Source organism: Bacillus kwashiorkori (assembly GCF_001375515.1).
In the GTDB taxonomy this organism is placed as follows: Bacteria; Bacillota; Bacilli; order Bacillales; family Caldibacillaceae; genus Bacillus_BK; species Bacillus_BK kwashiorkori.
The window spans coordinates 41296-60893 of record NZ_CTDX01000016.1; the positions used below are offsets into that span (position 1 = coordinate 41296).

Genomic DNA, 19598 nt, shown 5'->3' on the forward strand with positions numbered 1-19598 from the left:
ATTTTTTTCATAATCTAACAAGATAAAACAGATTTTTTAGTATATAATACTTTTTAATAAGAGGTGATTTTTTGGATAAAATAAATTGGCTTGAAGAAGTAATAAAAAGAAAAGAAGAGCTAATCGCAGATTTGCAAGGATTATTACATATTAAGAGTGTATTAGATGAAGAAAATAGGAAGCCGGATGCACCCTTTGGAGAAGGTGTGAAAGAAGCACTACTTTATATGCTTGAAAAGGGAAATAATGCAGGTTTTCAAACGAAAAACTTGGATAATTTAGCGGGACACCTGGAATTCGGCAATGGAGAACAGTTGCTCGGTATCCTTTGTCATGTAGATGTCGTTCCTGAAGGTGATGGTTGGAATTATGATCCTTATGGAGCTGAAATTCATAATGGAAAAATTTATGCAAGAGGAGCTCTCGATGATAAAGGTCCAACCATTGCCGCATTTTATGCAATGAAAATTGTCCACGAGTTGAGGTTACCTTTATCTAAAAGGGTGCGAATGATCATCGGAACAGATGAGGAAAGTAAATGGAGATGTGTTGAGCATTATTTTAAATCTGAAGAAATGCCAACTATTGGTTTTGCACCGGATGCTGATTTTCCAATTATACATGCAGAAAAAGGGATGGTCGAATTAGAGTTAACGTACGATGAAGAACTTGCAAAGGACGATAAGTCGTTATTCGAAGTTCATTCCTTTCATTCGGGAAGACGCTATAATATGGTTCCAGATTATGCGGAAGTAATAATGAAAACAACAAGCAACTTCGACGATTTGATTGCGAACTTCGAACAATTTTTATCAGAGAAGAAATTAAGTGGCCAAGTAGAGAAAAAAACCGAAACCGAGTTGCGTTTCGTTTTAAAAGGGGTTTCCGCTCATGCGATGGAGCCAAATAACGGGAAAAATGCTGGCTTATATTTAGCCGCTTTCTTAGCAGAACAAAATATTGATGGACGTGCAAAACAATATTTCCAATTTTTGACGAACTATTTCTTCGAAGATTCTCGTGGCATTAAATTAGGAATTAATTACCGTGATGCTGTTAGTGGAGATTTAACGGTAAATATTGGAATTTTAAATTACGAAAAATCACAAACAGGGAATGTCGGTATAAATATCCGCTATCCGGTTACTTATCAATTCGAAGGGGCGAAAAATATCATTGATCGACTTGTTCAAGATTATCCATTTCATGTAACCCATTATGCAAATTCCGAACCCCATTATGTAGAAGAGAGTCATCCGTTAATTCAAACTTTGCAAAAAGTATATGAGCGACAAACTGGAGAAAAAGCGGAGTTGCTCGCAATCGGTGGAGGAACATATGCAAGATCATTGAAAGCAGGTGTCGCATTTGGTCCGCTATTCCCTGGAAGACAAGACGTAGCCCATCAAAAAGATGAATATATGGAACTGGAAGACTTATTGAAAGCAACTGCCATTTATGCTGAAGCTATTTATGAATTAGCAAAGTAATTTTTCCATACTTAAATGTCTGGCAGAAAAGTTCCCTACCGTTAGAATGGTGATAACAGACTACCATAACGGTACGATAGGTGAGGGAATGAAAATAAATGTTCAAATTCTATGATGAGAAGTTTTCTCCAATTTTGAAACAACGACTACAATAATTAAGTATTACAACGGATGCTAAAATGCATCCTTTTCTTTTAATAATTTTAACTATAAAGATGGGGGATATTGCCAATGGATTTACATTATTTTTTTGCTGTCAAACTTCCAGATGAAGCGAAAGAGGTAATAAATGAATGGATACAAAAAAAGAAAAGCCATTTTCCTTTTAAAAATTGGGTTCATCCTCAAGACTATCATATCACTCTTGCGTTTTTAGGCAGTTGTAAAAAAGACCGATTGGACAAATTAAATGTCAGTATGGAAAAAATGTTATGGAAAGAAGAAAGCTTTTCGCTTACTTTAAACGAGTTAGGATTTTTTGGATCGGAGAAGCAACCGCGAGTTTTCTGGTTAGATGTATTACCTTCAGAATCTTTATTACAAATACAGAAAAAAGTGTATAATCATTGTATAGATAGTGGATTTATTTTAGATAAAAAGCCATTTCGGCCACATATTACTTTGGCAAGAAAGTGGCAAGGAGAAACCCCGTTTAATAAATCAAATTTAGTTAAAATACAACAAAAAAGTGAAAAACTATACACATTCATGATTGATTCAATCGTTTTATATGAATCACATGTAAAAGAAACACCTAAGTACTACGAGTATTTTCGCTACCCTCTAAGCGATAGTTATCATAAATAAAGGAATGGTATTATGGGGCAATTAGTTAAATTGCAAGATTATATCTCACGTTATGAGCTGGACATTTATCGGTATCCGCCACGTTTTATCAAATTAAAAAGAGAACAGTGGCAAAAATTAAAGCATGCTTGGGAAACAGAACAGTGGCCAATTTATGAGGAAGAGCTAGAAGAAATGAATTTAAGTTTCGAAAAGTCTTCACCGAAATTCATTCAAAAATTAAAGATGGTATTCAATAAGCAGAATGAAATTAACTCTATTATAAAGGAAGATGATTATATACCTACTTCGGATGAGGGCATAAATATATTTCAAAAGCAAATCGAACGTCCGCAAAATTTAGAAGAATTAAAAAACCTTTTTTTACAAGAAATATTTGAAACACAAATGATTTGGGCAAGTTCCACTATTACAGAGAAATCTTATATTGACTCAAGTTATTATCGGGAAGAAAAGATAAAGTTATTTTTGCAGCGTTTCCCAGATACGTTTTTACTTTTTTATCGCCCTGTTTTCTTAATAAATAGAGCATTGTTTGAAAGTGAAATCATTTTATTGTCTCCAACAGATTTATATTGTATTTCCTTTTTAGAAGCAGAAGATGACACGGTATTTGTTGGCTCGGATGAACGTTTTTGGGAAAAAAGAGGTAGTAATGAAACTTCTAAAATAGTTAATCCTTTAATTTCTCTTACTCGGACAGAAAATGTTATTCGTAAATTATTGCAGGCACATAACATTGATTTTCCGATTCAAAAAATATTAATTTCAAGAAGCGGCTATATAGACTATTCGTTAATCCCATTTGGAACGACCATTGTGGATAAACGAACTTTCCGAACGTGGTTTGAAACAAGCCGAAAGATGCCTTCTCCCTTAAAACATATGCAGTTAAAAGTTGCAAAAACATTATTAGATTATTGTCATACTGTTTCCGTAAAGCGGCAAGAATGGTCATTTTAAAAAGTGGGTAGTTAGTAAGTTATTAATTTTATTGAAAACGAGGGATTTTATGGACTTACATTTTATCATTAATCCCGCAGCGAAAAACGGGTATAGTTTAAAAATATGGCAAAAAATAGAAACCATGCTAGAGGAAAAACAAATAAAGTTCAAAAGACATTTTACGAAAACTAGTGGAGACGGGACAGTTTTGGCAAGAGATATAGCTAGTAATTCTGTTGGACAAGTATATATTATTGCTGTTGGTGGTGATGGTACAGTCCATGAAGTTGTGAATGGTGTTTATCTTTATTCAAATGTAATCATCGGCTATATACCTGCTGGTTCTGGGAATGATTTTTCAAGAGGATTTTCCTTTTCACTTAAACCTTATGAAGCATTTCAACAAATAATGGACTACTATGAGAAAAGAGCATATAAGCAATTTGATATTGGTTATTTTATAAAGCGGTCAGGGATTACTGGGGCATTTATTAACAACTTTGGCTGTGGTTTTGATGCGAAAATTAGTCGAAGTGCTAATCAATCTAAACTTAAACCAATATTAAATAAATTTTCAATGGGTAAATTAATTTACGTGTTCTATTTAATAAAGGAAGTGCTTTTGTATCAACCATCCAAATTACAATTATGTCTCGATGGAAGATCATATACATTTGATAACACATGGTTTGTTACTGTCTCTAATCAACCTTTTTATGGTGGTGGAATGGAGATTGCACCAATGGCAGAACCAAACGATGGCGTTTTTGATATAATTGTAGTTAATAATATTTCTAGATTAAAATTACTTTTTTTATTTATTACTGTGTTTTGGGGTGGACACACACGTATGAAGGAAGTTTCGACATTTACTAGTAGAGAAATAAAGATAAATACTGCTACCGAACTACCGCTACACGCAGATGGTGAAGATATTGGTTTGGGAGTGGTAAATATTACCATTAGGCGAAATGAAGTTTCTATTTTAAGTAAAAATTAATGCCAGATTTTTCCTATATTTGTCTAGCTAGTATTTACTCTTGACTTGTTTAGCTAATAACCGATAAAATCAAAAAGCGACTATTTATTTTTCCTAGTGTCGTGTTACAATAAAAATAGCTTAACAGAATTACATGGCTTATTGAAGGTGAATCTTGTGGAACACATATTTGGTAATGGTTGGGAGATTACTCCTGCTGGTGGAATTACTGGTGAAGCATTTTATGCTCAACATGAAAATGAAAAATTATTTATTAAAAGGAATTCATCACCATTTTTAGCAGTTCTTTCAGCAGAAGGAATAGTCCCTAAACTAGTCTGGACAAGAAGGTTAGAAAACGGTGATGTTGTTACTGCGCAAAAATGGATAGCAGGGAAGAGACTAGAACCTTCTGATATGGTAGGGACAAATGTAGTGAAACTTTTAAAGAAAATTCACTATTCTAAACCTTTGTTATCTATGTTAAAAAGGTTAGGAAAATACCCTGTTTTACCAACCAGTTTAGTCGCAGATTTAATAAATAAAATGGATGGAGAGTTAAAACAACAATCCATTATTAGTAGTACGCTAAATTACTTAAATAACCATTTACCAAATGTTCATCCGAATAAATTAACTGTTTGTCATGGTGATGTGAACCACAATAATTGGATCATTACAGAGAATAACCAATTATACTTAATTGATTGGGAAGGTGCGTTAATAAGTGATCCAGCGTTGGATCTAGGTCCACTATTATTTTGGTATGTTCCCGAAAATCAATGGACTTCATGGTTGAAAATGTACGGATTGAAATTAGATAAAGAATTAATGCAACGCTTAAAGTGGTATGTGTTATATCAAACGATTGAAACAATTATTTTATTTAAAGATAGAGATAATAAAGAAGAAGAGACGTTTTGGAAGCAGTATTTAGAAACTATTTTATAATTTTTTTAAATGTGAATATTCAGAGGGAGCTGTCTTTATATGGCAGCTCCTTTATTGTTTTTGCTTATATTTATTTGTATTCTGTATTCTTTTTAACTACGAACGTCTTGTGACGCATTACTTTTTACGAATAATCCCCTATACTATTAACCCATTGTGATAAATTATTTTGATTTTCTACAATATGATTGTCAATATTATTCGTATATTGACCGCCTTGGCCGTAATTATAAATTTCTTGTAAGACCGCTTTTACATTTTGGTCAATATTTTCATTTACCATTAAAGATTTCACGAGTCTTTCTATTTGTTGATATTCAGAAACTGCTCCACAACAATCCGTTTGTTGGTTTTGTAAAATATCCTTTAATAAGGTTAGTTGATGAGTATGGTCAATTGGCATTCATTCTACACTCCTTACGTTATACTTCAATTATAGATTGTGTTAGTGTAGCTATTTTATTCCACTGAAGATAATGTAAATCACGCTATGTTTTTATAGAGGAATATGTTATTTTAAACAAGAGACGGGAAGTGTAAATAGACGAGTCATGTCCTATTGAACAATATACATAAGAGGTGGAAACATGCGTTTAAGAAATAAACCAGGTGCAAAAGAAAAGTTGCTTGACTATCCGCAATACGTAATCCATGAACCAGAAAATAAGCGGGGAAATTGGCAACAAGTATTTAATAATACGAATGAAATTCATATTGAAGTTGGTACGGGAAAAGGTCGTTTTATTACAGAAATGGCAAAAGCCCATCCAAATATTAATTATATCGGTATTGAAGCATATACAAGTGTGATAGTATCGGCTCTTGATCGGGCTATTGAAGCGGAAGTACCCAATTTAAAATTGTTAAATATGAATGCGCAAAAATTAGAAGAAATTTTTGCAAACGGTGAAGTCGCTCGAGTTTATTTAAATTTTTCAGATCCATGGCCAAAAAATAAACACGAAAAACGTCGGCTTACTCATCGAAACTTTTTGCAAATGTATGAAAATATTATGAAAACTGATGGTGAAATCCATTTTAAAACGGATAATCAACATTTGTTTGAGTATTCGTTAGTTAGTTTTTCCGAATATGGATTAAAATTAAAATATGTCAGTTTAGATTTACATCATAGTGATTTTGAGGGGAATATCATGACCGAATACGAGGAAAGGTTTTCTTCCATCGGTAAGCGAATTTTTCGTTGTGAAGTACAACTACCATTGGTGGAGAAAGCTTAATCGTATTTGTTGCTACTTTTAATGTGGGGAAATGTTCTAGTGGCAAGTTGTAGGAATGAATCAAAGGGGGAAGAAGATTGGAACAATTACAAGTGGGGAATATTAAATTAACATGGTTGGATGGCGGTGTCACCCATTTAGATGGAGGTGCAATGTTCGGGGTAGTTCCGAAACCACTTTGGTCAAAAAAATACATTAGTAATGAACGAAATCAAATAGAGCTAAGAACAGATCCAATACTCATGGAAGTTAATAATCGGTATTTTTTGTTAGAGTCGGGAATTGGTAATAATAAGTTAACAGATAAGCAAAAGCGAAATTTTGGCGTGACTTCTGAGTCAAATATTCACAGTTCTTTGGAAAAGTTAGGTCTGACTGTTCATGATATTGATGGAGTATTAATGACTCATTTACATTTTGATCATGCTTGCGGATTGACAGAGAGTGTAGGAGATGGTTACGCTTCTACTTTTCCAAATGCAAAAATTTATGTTTCCAAAGTAGAATGGGATGAAATGCGTAATCCAAATATTCGTTCGAAAAGTACTTATTGGGAGATAAATTGGCGCGCTATTGAAAAACAGGTCATCACATTCGATGAAGAGCTAGAGGTAATAGAAGGTGTTCGCTTAATTCATACGGGTGGTCATAGTGATGGTCATAGTATTGTTATTATCGAATCAAAAGGTGAGTTAGCCGTCCATTTAGGGGATATTTTGCCAACTCATGCCCATCAAAACGTATTGTGGGTAATGGCATATGACGATTATCCGATGCAGTCCATTGCCGAAAAACAAAAATGGATTCCGTACGCCATTCAAAGGAATGCATGGTTCACCTTTTATCACGACGCCTATTACCGCGCACTAAAATGGACCAATAACGGCGAAGTAACAAGAAAAGTGGAGGTGACTGTTTAGAAACGGGTGGACTGGAGGGAGCCCAGAGCGAGATAAAGGAATCACGACGAGGAACGAGTCGATGATGACTTATCGAACAGAAGCTTGGTGAAGTTCGCTAGCCGCTAGGAGCCGTAGCTGGACATCAAGGTTCGCAGACTAAGTACGCGGCGTCCTGCCGCAACGTCTGCATGACCAACGTCGTGTTGGCCCAAGCGAAGGCGACTGTTTAGCGGCGTCCGACTTCCCCAACTACTTTACAATGTTATTCTACTTAGAATAAATCAAGAATAGTTCCCGTTTTTGCATCTGCAATAAATTCATATGTCGTTTGTTCGTTGTCAGTTAACATTGTCACTCCTCCACGGAATACTTTATACGTTAACATATCTTTTACAAATTTTTCTGGTGTACAAACGATCCATGAACCAATAATTTTCCGAGTTTTTCCGCTGTTCACTAGTTCTTTTTTTACTTTATGTAATACTTCTTCTGAACTGAAGTTTTTTTTCTCCACTAACGTTTTACTTGCCCACCCTATAGCTAAACCACAAACAGTTCCGATAATAATTCCTTTCCATTTTTTATTCATCTCAATCCTCCTTTAAATTTTAGTATAACGTTTTCTTTGCAATTATGTTAATAAAAGTTGAGTATTTTATAAAGAATTGATAACTAATATAGCGAATTTGTATAAACTTCTGTAAAATAAAAATGTACATATTTAGGATTTCTAAATGAAATGGGGTAGGAAAATGAATCAAGAAACATTAAATCTCTTTAAAACGTTAACAGAACTGCCAGGGATAGCTGGAAATGAACATTTCGTTCGTCAATTCATGAAGGAACAATTAAGCAAATACGCTGATGAAATTGTACAAGACGGATTAGGAAGTATTTTTGGTGTTAAATTAGGTGATACAAATGGGCCAACTATTATGGTTGCTGGACATATGGATGAAGTTGGATTTATGGTTACATCTATTACAGAAAATGGTATGATCCGTTTTCAGCCAATTGGTGGTTGGTGGAATCAAGTATTATTAGCCCAAAGAGTACAAATTATTACGGATAATGGTCCAGTAATAGGAGTAATTGGATCCATCCCTCCACATTTATTAGATGCGGAAACACGGAAGAAACCGATGGACATAAAAAACATGTTGATTGATATCGGTGCAGATAATAAAAACGATGCAATAAACATTGGCATAAAACCAGGTCAGCAAATTGTTCCAGTTTGTCCTTTTACACCTCTTGCAAATAAAAAGAAAATAATGGCAAAGTCTTGGGATAACCGATATGGATGTGGTTTATCTATCGAGCTGTTAAAAGAGCTTCAAGGAGAAGCGTTGCCGAACATATTATATTCTGGAGCAACCGTTCAAGAAGAAGTAGGTCTTCGCGGTGCTAGAACTTCCGCAAATATGATTCAACCGGATTTATTCTTCGCACTAGACGCATCTCCAGCAAATGATATGACTGGGGACAAAAAAGAATTCGGTCATTTAGGTGAAGGGGTATTGTTACGAATTTTAGACCGTTCCATGGTAACACATCGCGGAATGCGTGAATTTATTCTTGACACTGCGGAGTCTAATAATATACCTTACCAATACTTTGTTTCCCAAGGTGGTACGGATGCAGGGCAAGTTCATATTTCCAATGAAGGAATCCCGAGTGCTGTTATCGGTATTTGCTCACGCTACATTCACACTTCCGCTTCAATTATACATGTCGATGACTATTTAGCAGCTAAAGAGTTACTCGTGAAATTAATCAAGTCATGTGATAAAACAACTGTTGAATCAATTAGAAAAAATAGTTAACAATAACTAGTGACTATTTTATACGAATAATCTTACTTTTGACGATAAATGAATGAGGGATTTCTTACATGAGAATCGCTGTAGGGACGACGAATCCAGCAAAACTCCAAGCAATTAAAAATGTCTTTTCAGAGCAATATACAACAATAACTTACGGAAAAGTACCATCTAATGTACGTGAACAGCCGTTTTCTGATGAGGAGACAATCCAAGGAGCTATAAACCGAGCAAAAAATGCGTTAGATCAATTATCAGGTGATATTGGAATTGGTTTGGAAGGTGGAGTTACCGAGACACCGTTTGGGCTATTTCTTTGTAACTGGGGGGCAATATTTGTGCCAGATGCACCGCCGATTATTGCTGGCGGTGCAAGAATCCCTCTACCGGAAAAAATAAGCGATAGGCTTCGTCATGGCGAAGAACTAGGACCAATTATGGATGACTTTTGTCATAGAGAAAATATTCGCTCCCACGAAGGTGCTGTCGGTATTTTTACAAATGGTATTATTAAACGCGACCAAATGTTCACCCATGTCGTGCAATTATTAAAAGGGCAACTGCAAAAAAAATGGGGGAAAGATCCCCGTTGCTTTAAAGCATAAAAAGTGATTAAAGGAGGAGTTGAATGAAGAGGTACATAGTACTACTAGGATTCGTTTCCTTTGTTCTTTTATTGACGGCTTGTTCAGGTACTATTAATGAAGAGCAAAAGAAAGCACGGGATGCTGCGAAAGAAATATTTGAATCAGAAACGGTAAAAGCAAATAAAGAGTCAGAGGCGATTTCATTTTTTTTACCAAGCAGTATGAAAATAGAAAGTGAAGATGCCAATAACCTTTTACTTGCAAAAGGTTCTAAGCTATATATTTTATTTCATAATCCTAATGAAGGAAAAGATAGTAATGTACTTTATGACACAACATTAAAAAGTGCGAAGGAGTATCGTTTGAACGAGAAATTTTCGAAAGAGGGTGAATTAGGATTTATTTTCATTAAAGATCTTGAGGAAGAAAAATACGAATTAATTGTTGGAATTGGCGGCAGTAAAATTACGACAGAAACGACGGTAAAAGATTTGGCAGATGATGCTGAATTAATGATGCGCATCGTTTCTTCTGTTACAATGCCAGAAAAGTAATCAATTGGTTCCTCACACTTTCATTAGAGTGGGGAATTTTTTCGTATAAAAGTAAAATCGGATTAATTGGCTTGTTAATTTATCTTTGTTAGTATTAAAATACTAGAGGAAAAGTTTTACTTATAGGAGGAATGGATAATGGAAAACTTAAAATCGGTAGAACAATTCAACACATATAAAAATGAAGGGAAATATATATTTTTATTTACTGCTAATTGGTGCCCAGATTGTCGTTTTATCGAACCGTTTTTACCTGAAATAGAAGAAAAATATGCTGATTACCAATTTATTTCTGTAAATAGAGATGAGTTTATTGACCTATGTAGTGAATTAAATATATTCGGTATTCCGAGCTTTATCGCATTTAAAGATGGAAAAGAAATTGGCCGCTTCGTTAGTAAAGACCGCAAAACTAAAAATGAAGTTGAACAATTCATCGAATCTCTTAACTAAGGATGTTTTAAATGAAAATGACTATTGCAAAACTTCGAAAAATGCTGGAAGAACGATTGTCACAAGAGGAAAGAAAAATCAATTATGACCGTGAAAAAGAGGAGCTTCGCATTGAAAATAAAGTAACAGGCAAAGGAATCACGGTTTCTTTACCACCTATGCTTGCCAAATGGGAACGTGAAAAAGAAAAAGCAATAGATGAAATTTGTTATTATGTCGAGGAAGCATTAACCGTAATAAAAGAGCATGCACAAATTACTGGTAACGAGAAACGTATTTTTCCGGTTATTCGTTCTACATCATTTCCAACAGAAACTGCTGATGGGAAACGACTATTGTATGACGAACATACAGCAGAAACTAGGGTGTATTACGCGATTGATTTGGGGAAGTCGTACCAGCTGATTGATCGGTCAGTAATGGAAAGCGAGCAATTGAATGAATCAGCTATTAAAGAAATAGCATTATTCAATTTACGCTCGTTACAAAATCCAATTAAAAAAGATACAGTTAGAGATAACGATTTTTATTTTTTAAATACAAATGACGGTTATGATGCGAGTAGAATATTAAATGATACTTTTCTGAAAGACATGAAACAAAAAATAAACGGAACAATGACCATCTCCGTTCCCCATCAAGATGTGCTTATTATTGCAGATATAAAAAATAATGCAGGATACGATATTTTAGCTCAAATGAGTATGAGCTTTTTTACCAATGGAAGGGTACCAATTACCTCTTTATCGTTTTATTATGAAGATGGTAAGCTAGAACCGATTTTTATTTTAGCAAAAAATCCCCCAACAAGGAAAAAGTAGATTTCTTTAATGCAAGGAAGGAGCAATAAGATGAATGTTTTTTATAATAAAGAAGGGGTTGGAGATACGTTACTCATCTCACTTCTTTCTGAAAATGTATCAGAATTAAAATACGAAAAGCAAAACGACATTGTTAAAATATTGGATGATCAATCAAATACACTTGTTGGTTACAATATTTTTCACGCCTCAAAATACTTTCAATTAGACAATTATAATGGACCAATCGATTTAACAGAAGGTTTCCTAAACGACATTAATCATGTATTAACGGAAAACGGATTGGAAGCATTGGAAGTCGATTTATCTCCGAAGTTTGTTGTCGGCTTTGTAGAGGAAAAAGCAAAGCATCCTAATGCGGATAAATTAAGTATTTGTCTAGTGGATGTTGGTACAGAAAAATTACAAATTGTTTGTGGTGCTCCGAATGTGGATGCGGGACAAAAAGTAGTTGTTGCTAAAGTTGGTGCCGTCATGCCAAGTGGACTTGTTATTAAACCTGCTGAGTTGCGTGGTGTTCCTTCTAAAGGAATGATTTGTTCTGCACGTGAGCTGGAATTGCCGAACGCCCCACAAGAAAAAGGAATTCTCGTATTGGAAGAACATTATCCAGTCGGAACAGAATTTAAATTTTAATTTCCTACAGATTAAAAATTGCAGACCTATACATTTTTAGATGGATGTATAGGTCTTTTACTGTTTTTGTAGTAAAATAAGTATCAAAGTTATTTAAAAAAGTGTATGGATGAAAGAAAGAGTGATTATATGGATTGGTTTAAAAAGTGGTTTTTTTTAACAGATGATCATTTAGAATTAGACAGGAAAAACGATACTGATAGAGTAAGAGATATGAAGAAAATAAAGGATTCAAAAGGGGAAAACCAATCAAATATACATAAAGAAGTCGAAACGAGAATTGCGTTTAAATATCCGAAAAATCCAGCCCCAATTCCAAAACATAAAATTGTAACGAGACAAAATCACCGGTTGAAATCAACAAGCATTAATAAAAATATAGCAAATGACCGAGAAATGAGTGAAATAATACCTAAAAAAGAACAATTGCAAGAAAGACGGAAACAACGTAAACAATTACAGGATAATCAACAAACTCCATCAGCTAAAAATAACCGCAATTTGCTAAGAGAGGAAAAAGTAACACAAAATAAAAGAACACGTCCATTTCGTCCGACAGAAGTCCCTTCACCAATATATGGTTATAAGCACCGTCGCCCTTCAGTTGAAAATGGAGAGTTTGAATTAACAGGATTGGAATTAAATAAACTAGATATAAAGTATGAAGAGTTATTAAATGATTGCAACTCGGATGTAAAAACTAAATATATTGATGAGGAAATGCAAAAAGAAGTTTTAAATTCATGGCAAAGTGAAACGGAGCATGATGACATTCCTATTTATCAAGATGAATTAGAAAACAAGACCGATAAAGTGAATTTGCCTTTTCCTTTGCTTGATACAGGGGAAACTAGGGAAAATGGTTCACTGTTCAATAGGGATGCACAAAACCTAGAACCAATAGTTGACAAACAAAAACACATTCAAGTAGTAAAACAAGATGGGCCACATGATTTGAAACGAGAACCGTACAAAGAAGTGGAACGAGAACTAGAAGAAAGCGACGTAAAAATAACACAAAGTATGGAACAAATACAGGAACAACAATCAAACCATATGCCAAATCATGAATCGAAAGAAAATATAGAAGAAATGCATAGGAATGATGATGAACAAGCGGTAAAATTCAATGAACTAGAAAGTAATTCTGCATATAATAATGTCAGGCAAGAATCTAAAAGAAGTCATATACCGTTCAACGTCCTAATGTTAAAAAAAGATAAAGAGTCATTGGCAAAATCTATGAACAACCATCATAACCTTGAAACTTCCAAAAATATTGCTAACAAGGACGACGTCAATGATGTTTCAGTTAAAAAATCTTTGCAAGGTGAAAATCAAAGTCAAGTTTCTTATACGAAACCTCCTTTTGAATTGCTCGAAGAACCGATTCGTCATAAAAGAAATCATGAATGGTTATCGGAACAAGCTGTTATTTTGAACAACGCATTAAAAAGCTTTAATGTTGGAGCACATGTTGTCGGTGTATCTGAAGGTCCGTCAGTAACAAGATTTGAATTATCACCGGAACCTGGTGTAAAGGTAAACCGAATTACTAACTTAAGTGATGATTTAAAGCTAAGTCTAGCTGCTAGAGATATTCGCATAGAGGCACCAATTCCTGGCAAACATACGGTAGGAATAGAGATACCGAATAAAACTAGTCGTCCTGTCTTTTTAAGGGAAATTATTGAAAATAGCTATTTTTTAGAAGCAAACTCACCTTTAACAGTTGCTCTCGGATTAGATATTAGCGGCAAGCCGATTTTTACAGACTTACAGAAAATGCCTCATGGACTAATTGCTGGAGCAACCGGTTCAGGGAAAAGTGTATGTATTAATTCGTTCATCGTAAGCCTACTTTATAAAGCAACACCGGAGGAAGTGAAATTACTGCTAATTGATCCGAAAATGGTGGAACTAGCACCATATAACAATATTCCGCATTTGATAAGCCCAGTTATCACTGATGTAAAAGCAGCTACTGCCGCATTAAAATGGGCTGTGGAGGAAATGGAACGTCGCTATGAATTATTTGCTGCTACAGGCGTACGAAATATTGCTAGCTTTAATGAAAAGGCAAAATTTGCAGAAGAAATCACGTTGCCTTATATTGTTGTTATTATTGATGAGTTAGCTGATTTAATGATGGTTGCAGCAAGTGATGTAGAAGAGGCTATTTGTCGTATTGCTCAAAAAGCTAGAGCTTGTGGAATTCATTTGCTGATTGCCACACAAAGACCTTCCGTTGATGTAATTACTGGTCTTATTAAAGCAAATGTTCCAACCAGAATTGCTTTTTCTGTTTCCTCTCAAGTTGATTCGCGAACAATTATTGATATGAACGGTGCTGAGAAATTGTTAGGAAAAGGAGATATGCTCTTTTTAGGAAACGGTACATCCAAACCAGTCCGTCTTCAAGGCGCATTTATTTCGGACATGGAAATAGAAACGGTTGTAGATCATGTAAAAGCACAAGGAGAACCAGATTATTTATTTATGCAAGAAGAACTTATCCAAAAATCTGACCTTTCCGAACAAGATGAGTTATTTTATGAAGCTTGTGAATTTGCCGTTCTTCAAGGAAATATATCTACATCTAGTTTGCAGCGTCATTTTCGAATTGGATATAATCGGGCGGCGAGGTTAATCGAGTCAATGGAAGAACAGGGCTTTATTTCAGAAGCACGCGGAAGCAAACCACGTGATGTGTTAATTACGGAACAAGACTTGCTCCATGGGGCTGCCAATAGTCAATAGTTCATTAGACAGACACTTTGCTTAAATGGAATGTAGGAAAATCTGAAAATGTGTTTCTTGGACATTGATTACAAGATTTAAGTTTAGTTAACGATTTGAAGACAGAAACAATACGAATGAATAAATCATACGTAGAAGACATAGTTTTTTTAGATATATAGTGATATAATTGGTTGATGTAAATGCACTAACATATACTATGTGTAGTTAGTTTAGCAAAGCGATTATGTATGACATATACTATTGCTACATAGAGATTTTGTTGGAGGTTCTAACATATGACAATATATCATTTTGTAGGAATAAAAGGTTCTGGTATGAGTGCGTTAGCACAAATTCTTCATGATATGGGCTATTCAGTTCAAGGATCAGATGTAGAAAAACGTTATTTTACACAAAGTGCACTAGAAGCTGCTGGTATTAGTATTTATCCTTTTCAAAAGGAAAATATTAAACCGGGGATGACAGTGATTGCTGGAAATGCATTCTCAGATGACCATGAGGAAATACAAATGGCAAAAGAATTGGGTTTAACAGTAATTCGCTATCATCGCTTTTTAGGTGACTTTTTACAAAAGTTCACAAGTATTGCAGTGACAGGCTCACATGGTAAAACATCTACAACTGGATTACTTGCCCATGCAATGGAAATAGCAAAACCAACTTCCTACTTAATTGGTGATGGAACAGGAAAGGGAGACCGTAACGCGCAATATTTTGTATTTGAGGCTTGTGAATATCGCAGGCATTTCTTATCCTACTTTCCAGACTATTGCATCATGACTAATGTGGACTTTGATCATCCTGATTATTATGCAAATATAGAAGATGTTTTTTCCGCATTTCAAGAAGTTGCCCTACAAGTTAAAAAGGGAATTATTGCCTATGGTGATGATGAATACTTACAAAAAATTCAAGCAAAAGTTCCAGTATTATTTTATGGTTTCGGTGAAGAAAATGATTTTCAAGCAAGAAATATTGAAGTAACAAGTGAAGGGACTAAGTTTGATGTATTTGTAAGAAATACATTTTATTCTTCATTTTTTATTCCGATGTTCGGAAAACATAATGTATTAAATGCATTAGCAGTTATTACCATTTGTCATTATGAAAATATCGATGCTGCAAAAATAGCAGAAGGATTACATTCATTCCATGGAGTGAAACGGAGATTTACCGAAAAAGTAATTGGTTCGCAAATTATCATTGATGACTATGCCCATCATCCGACGGAAATTAAAGCAACGATTGATGCAGCAAAACAAAAATATCCAGACAAAAAAGTAGTAGCAGTTTTTCAGCCGCATACATTTACGAGAACACAAACATTTTTGCAAGAGTTTGCTGATAGTTTAAAATTAGCCGATGAAGTATTTTTATGTGAGATTTTTGGTTCTGCCAGGGAAAATCACGGGAAATTATCAATCGACGATTTACGTGAAAAAATTGAAGGGGCAAAAATTCTTGATGAAAAAGATCCATCCCCATTAATACATTTTGATAATAGTGTTATTCTTTTTATGGGCGCTGGAGATATTCAAAAGTTCCAATCTGCCTATGAATTATACTTACAAACGAATCAATAAAATAACTCAGCTAGTGCCGTCTATGAAATTCATCTTTGGATTTCTACCTTAGACAGCTGGCTGAGTTTTTTTCATTTTCGCTTGGGTAATGTTTCACTTTAGCAATTTATGAAAAAAATTACAAAGAAACTCGCTTATCCTTTAAAAACATGTAATAATAGTTATAATTAAAGTAACTAGTGAATCTCGCATCAATGAAAGGAGAATCAAGCTTTTATGCAAATTATTTTATACATAAGTGTAGCGCTAATAGCCATCGCATTTACCATTTTAGTTGTTTACTTAATTAAAACATTAAAAACTCTATCTGAAACATTGCAAAAAGTTTCTGGCACTTTAGAAAACGTCGATTCGCAATTAAAAGGGGTAACAAAAGAAACAGAGGAATTATTACGGAAAACAAATTCACTTGCAACGGATCTTCAAACAAAAGCAACCAAACTAAATACTGTTGTAGACGCAGTGAAAGAGGTTGGTGAAACTGTGCATCAGTTTAACTCATCTTTAAAATCAGTTTCTAGTTCTGTTGTTGAAACATTGGAAGTAAATAAAGCGAAAGTATCACAAATTATTCAAATTGGGAATATTGCTGTTGAGCTAAAAGATAAATGGGATGAAATTCGTGCCAGAAGAAAAAATGAAAAAATAACAGCAATGAAAATTAATGATTAAAGGAGGAGAAAATGATGGCAGAAAATGAAGTGAAAGGGCAAAGCGGGACAAAAGACTTTTTACTTGGGGCACTAATTGGAGGAATCGCTGGTTCTTTAGCTGCACTATTGTTAGCTCCAAAGTCCGGTAAAGAGTTAAGGAAAGACATTAATGCTCAAGTAAATAGGGTAGTGGATGCAACAGATGATTTTCGGCAAACGGTCATTCAGAAAGGGGAAGAATTTAAGCATTTTGCCAATGAGGCAAAAGATAAAGTGACGAAAACGGTTCAAGATCAAACTACGGAGCTTATTGATAAATTCCAATCGTTGAAAAATAATGTGAGCGAAAATGCAGAAGAGTCATTGGAAGATGCAAAAAAAGCAATTGCAGACCTATCTGATGAAATAGACAAAAAATTGGAAGATCTGAAAAACCAATAATGGTTAACTATATAAAAGCCTCATCTGGTCGGTATGATGAGGCTTATTTTTTTAGGTTGCACGCATAAATAAGGGGATGGAGGCTTTAAAAGCAGCAACTATTTACGAAGCTTCAGTGCCGGAATTGCTAAAACCAATGAGTATTCTCATGCTCATGGGAGTAATCTTGATGGGAATTGGTATAAATATTATGGAGAGAAGAACAGTAAATTAATAAATTTGGAAACTTCTTGCAAATTTTGATGGAATCGTTAAACAATGCCGCGTTTCGGGCAGTCGTTTATATGGTTTCATCTTTTTTTATTGTTCTAAAGAGTTTTCAATAAATCTTGAATAAAATGATTCTCTTTATAAAACGATATATTTGAACTATTACTAAGAAAAATTATTGAATAAGAAGAGATGAGGGTGAGCACGATGAATAAATCTCTACCTAAAGAAACAAAGCCATATTGGCTCGATTCCGTCGAGTTACCAACTTTCCCGTCGTTAAATGACGACTTAACATGTGATGTCGCCATTATTGGTGGGGGTATTTCCGGAATAATGACTGCTTATTTGCTAATGGAAAGCGGAATAAAAGTAGCTTTATTAGAGGCAGATACATTATTGAGTGGAACGACAGGGCACACGACAGCAAAACTAACTGCGCAGCACGGGTTGTTTTATGATGAGTTAATTCAACATTTCGGTATTGAAAAGGCGAAACAATATTATGATTCAAACCAACAGGCAATTGAATTTGTCAAAACGATTGTGAAAAAATATCAGATTAAATGTGATCTAACAGAGGAAGCTGCGACGATTTACACACAAGATACGCAGAATGTAACAAAGTTAGAAAAGGAAATGGAAGCTTATACTAAGCTCCAAATCCCAGGTCGACTAACAGAAACGACTCCATTACCATTCCATATTAAACAAGCGATAATTATGGATAAACAGTATCAATTTCATCCGTTAAAATTTCTAAAAGTTATTGTTGAAAAATTGAAGGAATCTAACTGTTTAATTTATGAAAAAACGGTAGCTTCAAAAGTTGAAATGGGTAATCAGCCAAAAGTACTTTTGAAAAATGGAAAAGCAGTAGTTTGCGATTATGTTGTCAGTTGTTCTCATTTTCCTTTTCATGATGAAGGATTTTACTTTGCCCGGATGTATCCAGAAAGATCGTATGTCGTTGCAGCATTAACTAATACAGACTTCCCTGGTGGAATGTATATTAATGCGGAGCAACCAACACGTTCCATTCGCTATACACCATATAAAGAAGGAAAGCTAGTGCTTTTTAGCGGTGAACACCATAAAACGGGGCAAGGGGTTGATACGTATAAGCATTATGAAAATTTACAGCAATTTGCAGAAAATACTTTTGGTGTTCAATCTATCATTTATCGATGGTCGGCACAAGACTATTCTACATTAGATAAGGTTCCTTATGTAGGTTATGTGACTAATTCGAATCGGAACATTTTAGTAGCAACAGGATTCAGAAAATGGGGAATGACGAACAGTATTTCTGCTGCTCATTTATTAGCGGATTTAATAATGAATCGGGATAACCTTTATGTTGATCTATATACTCCTTCTCGTTTTCAAACAGACCCGTCTGTAAAACGTTTTCTCCAAACGAATATAGATGTAGCAAAGCAGTTAATAGGTGGAAAATTGGAGAAATTATCGAAAACGGTGGAAGATTTGAATAATAATGAAGGAGCAGTTATTGACTGGAACGGACAGCGAGCAGGCGGGTATAAAGATGGAAAAGGAAAATTATTTGTCGTTGATTCGACATGTACTCATATGGGGTGCGAATTAGAATGGAACAGCGGGGAACGTACTTGGGATTGCCCATGTCATGGATCAAGATTTTCCATTAAAGGGGAAGTAGTGGAAGGACCAGCAGAAACACCGTTAAAATTATTAAATCAATGATTTTTGGTTAACGGAGGCTGGGATAAGTTGACTT

General features: G+C 34.7%; 21 protein-coding genes. 19 read left to right on the top strand and 2 right to left on the bottom strand.

Annotated features, from left to right (window positions below; all coding sequences use genetic code 11):
- Window positions 1–71: 71 nt before the first annotated feature.
- The 5 genes from pepV to BN1242_RS09445 all read left to right on the top strand — a co-directional run bounded on the left by pepV (window position 72) and on the right by BN1242_RS09445 (window position 5172).
- Window positions 72–1490 carry a dipeptidase PepV gene (gene pepV, locus BN1242_RS09425; protein ID WP_062354869.1) on the top strand — a complete coding sequence of 473 codons (1419 nt, stop codon included), beginning with the start codon at window positions 72–74 and terminating at the stop codon, window positions 1488–1490.
- Window positions 1491–1721: 231 nt separating this feature from the next.
- Entirely contained in the window at window positions 1722–2297 is a 576-nt protein-coding gene (thpR, locus tag BN1242_RS09430) for an RNA 2',3'-cyclic phosphodiesterase (protein ID WP_062354872.1), read from the top strand.
- A 12-nt stretch (window positions 2298–2309) separates the two neighbouring features.
- Window positions 2310–3260, top strand: a complete 951-nt coding sequence (locus tag BN1242_RS09435) for an NERD domain-containing protein (protein ID WP_062354877.1) — start codon at window positions 2310–2312, stop codon at window positions 3258–3260.
- 49 nt (window positions 3261–3309) lie between these two features.
- Window positions 3310–4242, top strand: a complete 933-nt coding sequence (locus BN1242_RS09440) for a diacylglycerol/lipid kinase family protein (RefSeq protein WP_062354881.1) — start codon at window positions 3310–3312, stop codon at window positions 4240–4242.
- A 156-nt stretch (window positions 4243–4398) separates the two neighbouring features.
- Window positions 4399–5172, top strand: coding sequence for a phosphotransferase family protein (locus BN1242_RS09445; protein ID WP_062354886.1), 774 nt, complete (start codon window positions 4399–4401; stop codon window positions 5170–5172).
- Between the two features lie 124 nt (window positions 5173–5296).
- Here the strand turns inward: BN1242_RS09445 and BN1242_RS09450 are convergent, their stop codons facing one another.
- Window positions 5297–5575, bottom strand: coding sequence for a YtzH-like family protein (locus BN1242_RS09450; RefSeq protein WP_062354889.1), 279 nt, complete (start codon window positions 5573–5575; stop codon window positions 5297–5299).
- Between the two features lie 184 nt (window positions 5576–5759).
- Between BN1242_RS09450 and trmB the strand changes: the two genes are divergently transcribed.
- Together trmB and BN1242_RS09460 are read left to right on the top strand one after the other, a co-directional pair.
- Entirely contained in the window at window positions 5760–6413 is a 654-nt protein-coding gene (trmB, locus tag BN1242_RS09455) for a tRNA (guanosine(46)-N7)-methyltransferase TrmB (protein WP_062354892.1), read from the top strand.
- A 77-nt stretch (window positions 6414–6490) separates the two neighbouring features.
- A complete protein-coding gene (locus tag BN1242_RS09460) occupies window positions 6491–7333 on the top strand; it encodes a YtnP family quorum-quenching lactonase (protein WP_062354895.1) in 843 nt (280 codons plus the stop codon).
- Window positions 7334–7586: 253 nt separating this feature from the next.
- Here BN1242_RS09460 and BN1242_RS09465 read toward each other — a convergent pair whose 3' ends face one another.
- Window positions 7587–7904: a PepSY domain-containing protein gene (locus BN1242_RS09465; RefSeq protein ID WP_062354899.1), complete on the bottom strand. Its 318-nt coding sequence runs from the start codon at window positions 7902–7904 to the stop codon at window positions 7587–7589.
- Between the two features lie 163 nt (window positions 7905–8067).
- Between BN1242_RS09465 and BN1242_RS09470 the strand changes: the two genes are divergently transcribed.
- From BN1242_RS09470 to BN1242_RS09520, 12 genes are all read left to right on the top strand, one after another.
- On the top strand, window positions 8068–9141 hold the full coding sequence (locus tag BN1242_RS09470; RefSeq protein ID WP_062354902.1) for a M42 family metallopeptidase: 1074 nt from the start codon (window positions 8068–8070) through the stop codon (window positions 9139–9141).
- 68 nt (window positions 9142–9209) lie between these two features.
- Complete coding sequence (locus BN1242_RS09475; protein ID WP_062354905.1) at window positions 9210–9743, top strand: DUF84 family protein; 534 nt, start codon at window positions 9210–9212, stop codon at window positions 9741–9743.
- 23 nt (window positions 9744–9766) lie between these two features.
- Entirely contained in the window at window positions 9767–10279 is a 513-nt protein-coding gene (locus BN1242_RS09480; protein ID WP_062354907.1) for a hypothetical protein, read from the top strand.
- Between the two features lie 138 nt (window positions 10280–10417).
- Complete coding sequence (locus BN1242_RS09485; RefSeq protein ID WP_062354909.1) at window positions 10418–10732, top strand: thioredoxin family protein; 315 nt, start codon at window positions 10418–10420, stop codon at window positions 10730–10732.
- An 11-nt stretch (window positions 10733–10743) separates the two neighbouring features.
- Window positions 10744–11553, top strand: coding sequence for a DUF1444 domain-containing protein (locus tag BN1242_RS09490; RefSeq protein WP_062354911.1), 810 nt, complete (start codon window positions 10744–10746; stop codon window positions 11551–11553).
- Window positions 11554–11583: 30 nt separating this feature from the next.
- On the top strand, window positions 11584–12189 hold the full coding sequence (gene ytpR / locus BN1242_RS09495; protein ID WP_062354913.1) for a YtpR family tRNA-binding protein: 606 nt from the start codon (window positions 11584–11586) through the stop codon (window positions 12187–12189).
- A gap of 129 nt (window positions 12190–12318) precedes the next feature.
- Window positions 12319–14949 carry a DNA translocase FtsK gene (locus tag BN1242_RS09500; protein ID WP_071435507.1) on the top strand — a complete coding sequence of 877 codons (2631 nt, stop codon included), beginning with the start codon at window positions 12319–12321 and terminating at the stop codon, window positions 14947–14949.
- Between the two features lie 278 nt (window positions 14950–15227).
- Window positions 15228–16535: a UDP-N-acetylmuramate--L-alanine ligase gene (gene murC, locus BN1242_RS09505; protein ID WP_062354915.1), complete on the top strand. Its 1308-nt coding sequence runs from the start codon at window positions 15228–15230 to the stop codon at window positions 16533–16535.
- Window positions 16536–16751: 216 nt separating this feature from the next.
- Window positions 16752–17207 carry a DUF948 domain-containing protein gene (locus tag BN1242_RS09510; protein ID WP_062354917.1) on the top strand — a complete coding sequence of 152 codons (456 nt, stop codon included), beginning with the start codon at window positions 16752–16754 and terminating at the stop codon, window positions 17205–17207.
- An 11-nt stretch (window positions 17208–17218) separates the two neighbouring features.
- A complete protein-coding gene (locus BN1242_RS09515) occupies window positions 17219–17629 on the top strand; it encodes a YtxH domain-containing protein (RefSeq protein ID WP_077216179.1) in 411 nt (136 codons plus the stop codon).
- Between the two features lie 76 nt (window positions 17630–17705).
- Complete coding sequence (locus BN1242_RS13535; protein ID WP_203226054.1) at window positions 17706–17843, top strand: hypothetical protein; 138 nt, start codon at window positions 17706–17708, stop codon at window positions 17841–17843.
- 203 nt (window positions 17844–18046) lie between these two features.
- Window positions 18047–19564: an FAD-dependent oxidoreductase gene (locus BN1242_RS09520; RefSeq protein WP_062354923.1), complete on the top strand. Its 1518-nt coding sequence runs from the start codon at window positions 18047–18049 to the stop codon at window positions 19562–19564.
- The last annotated feature ends 34 nt before the right edge of the window (window positions 19565–19598 follow it).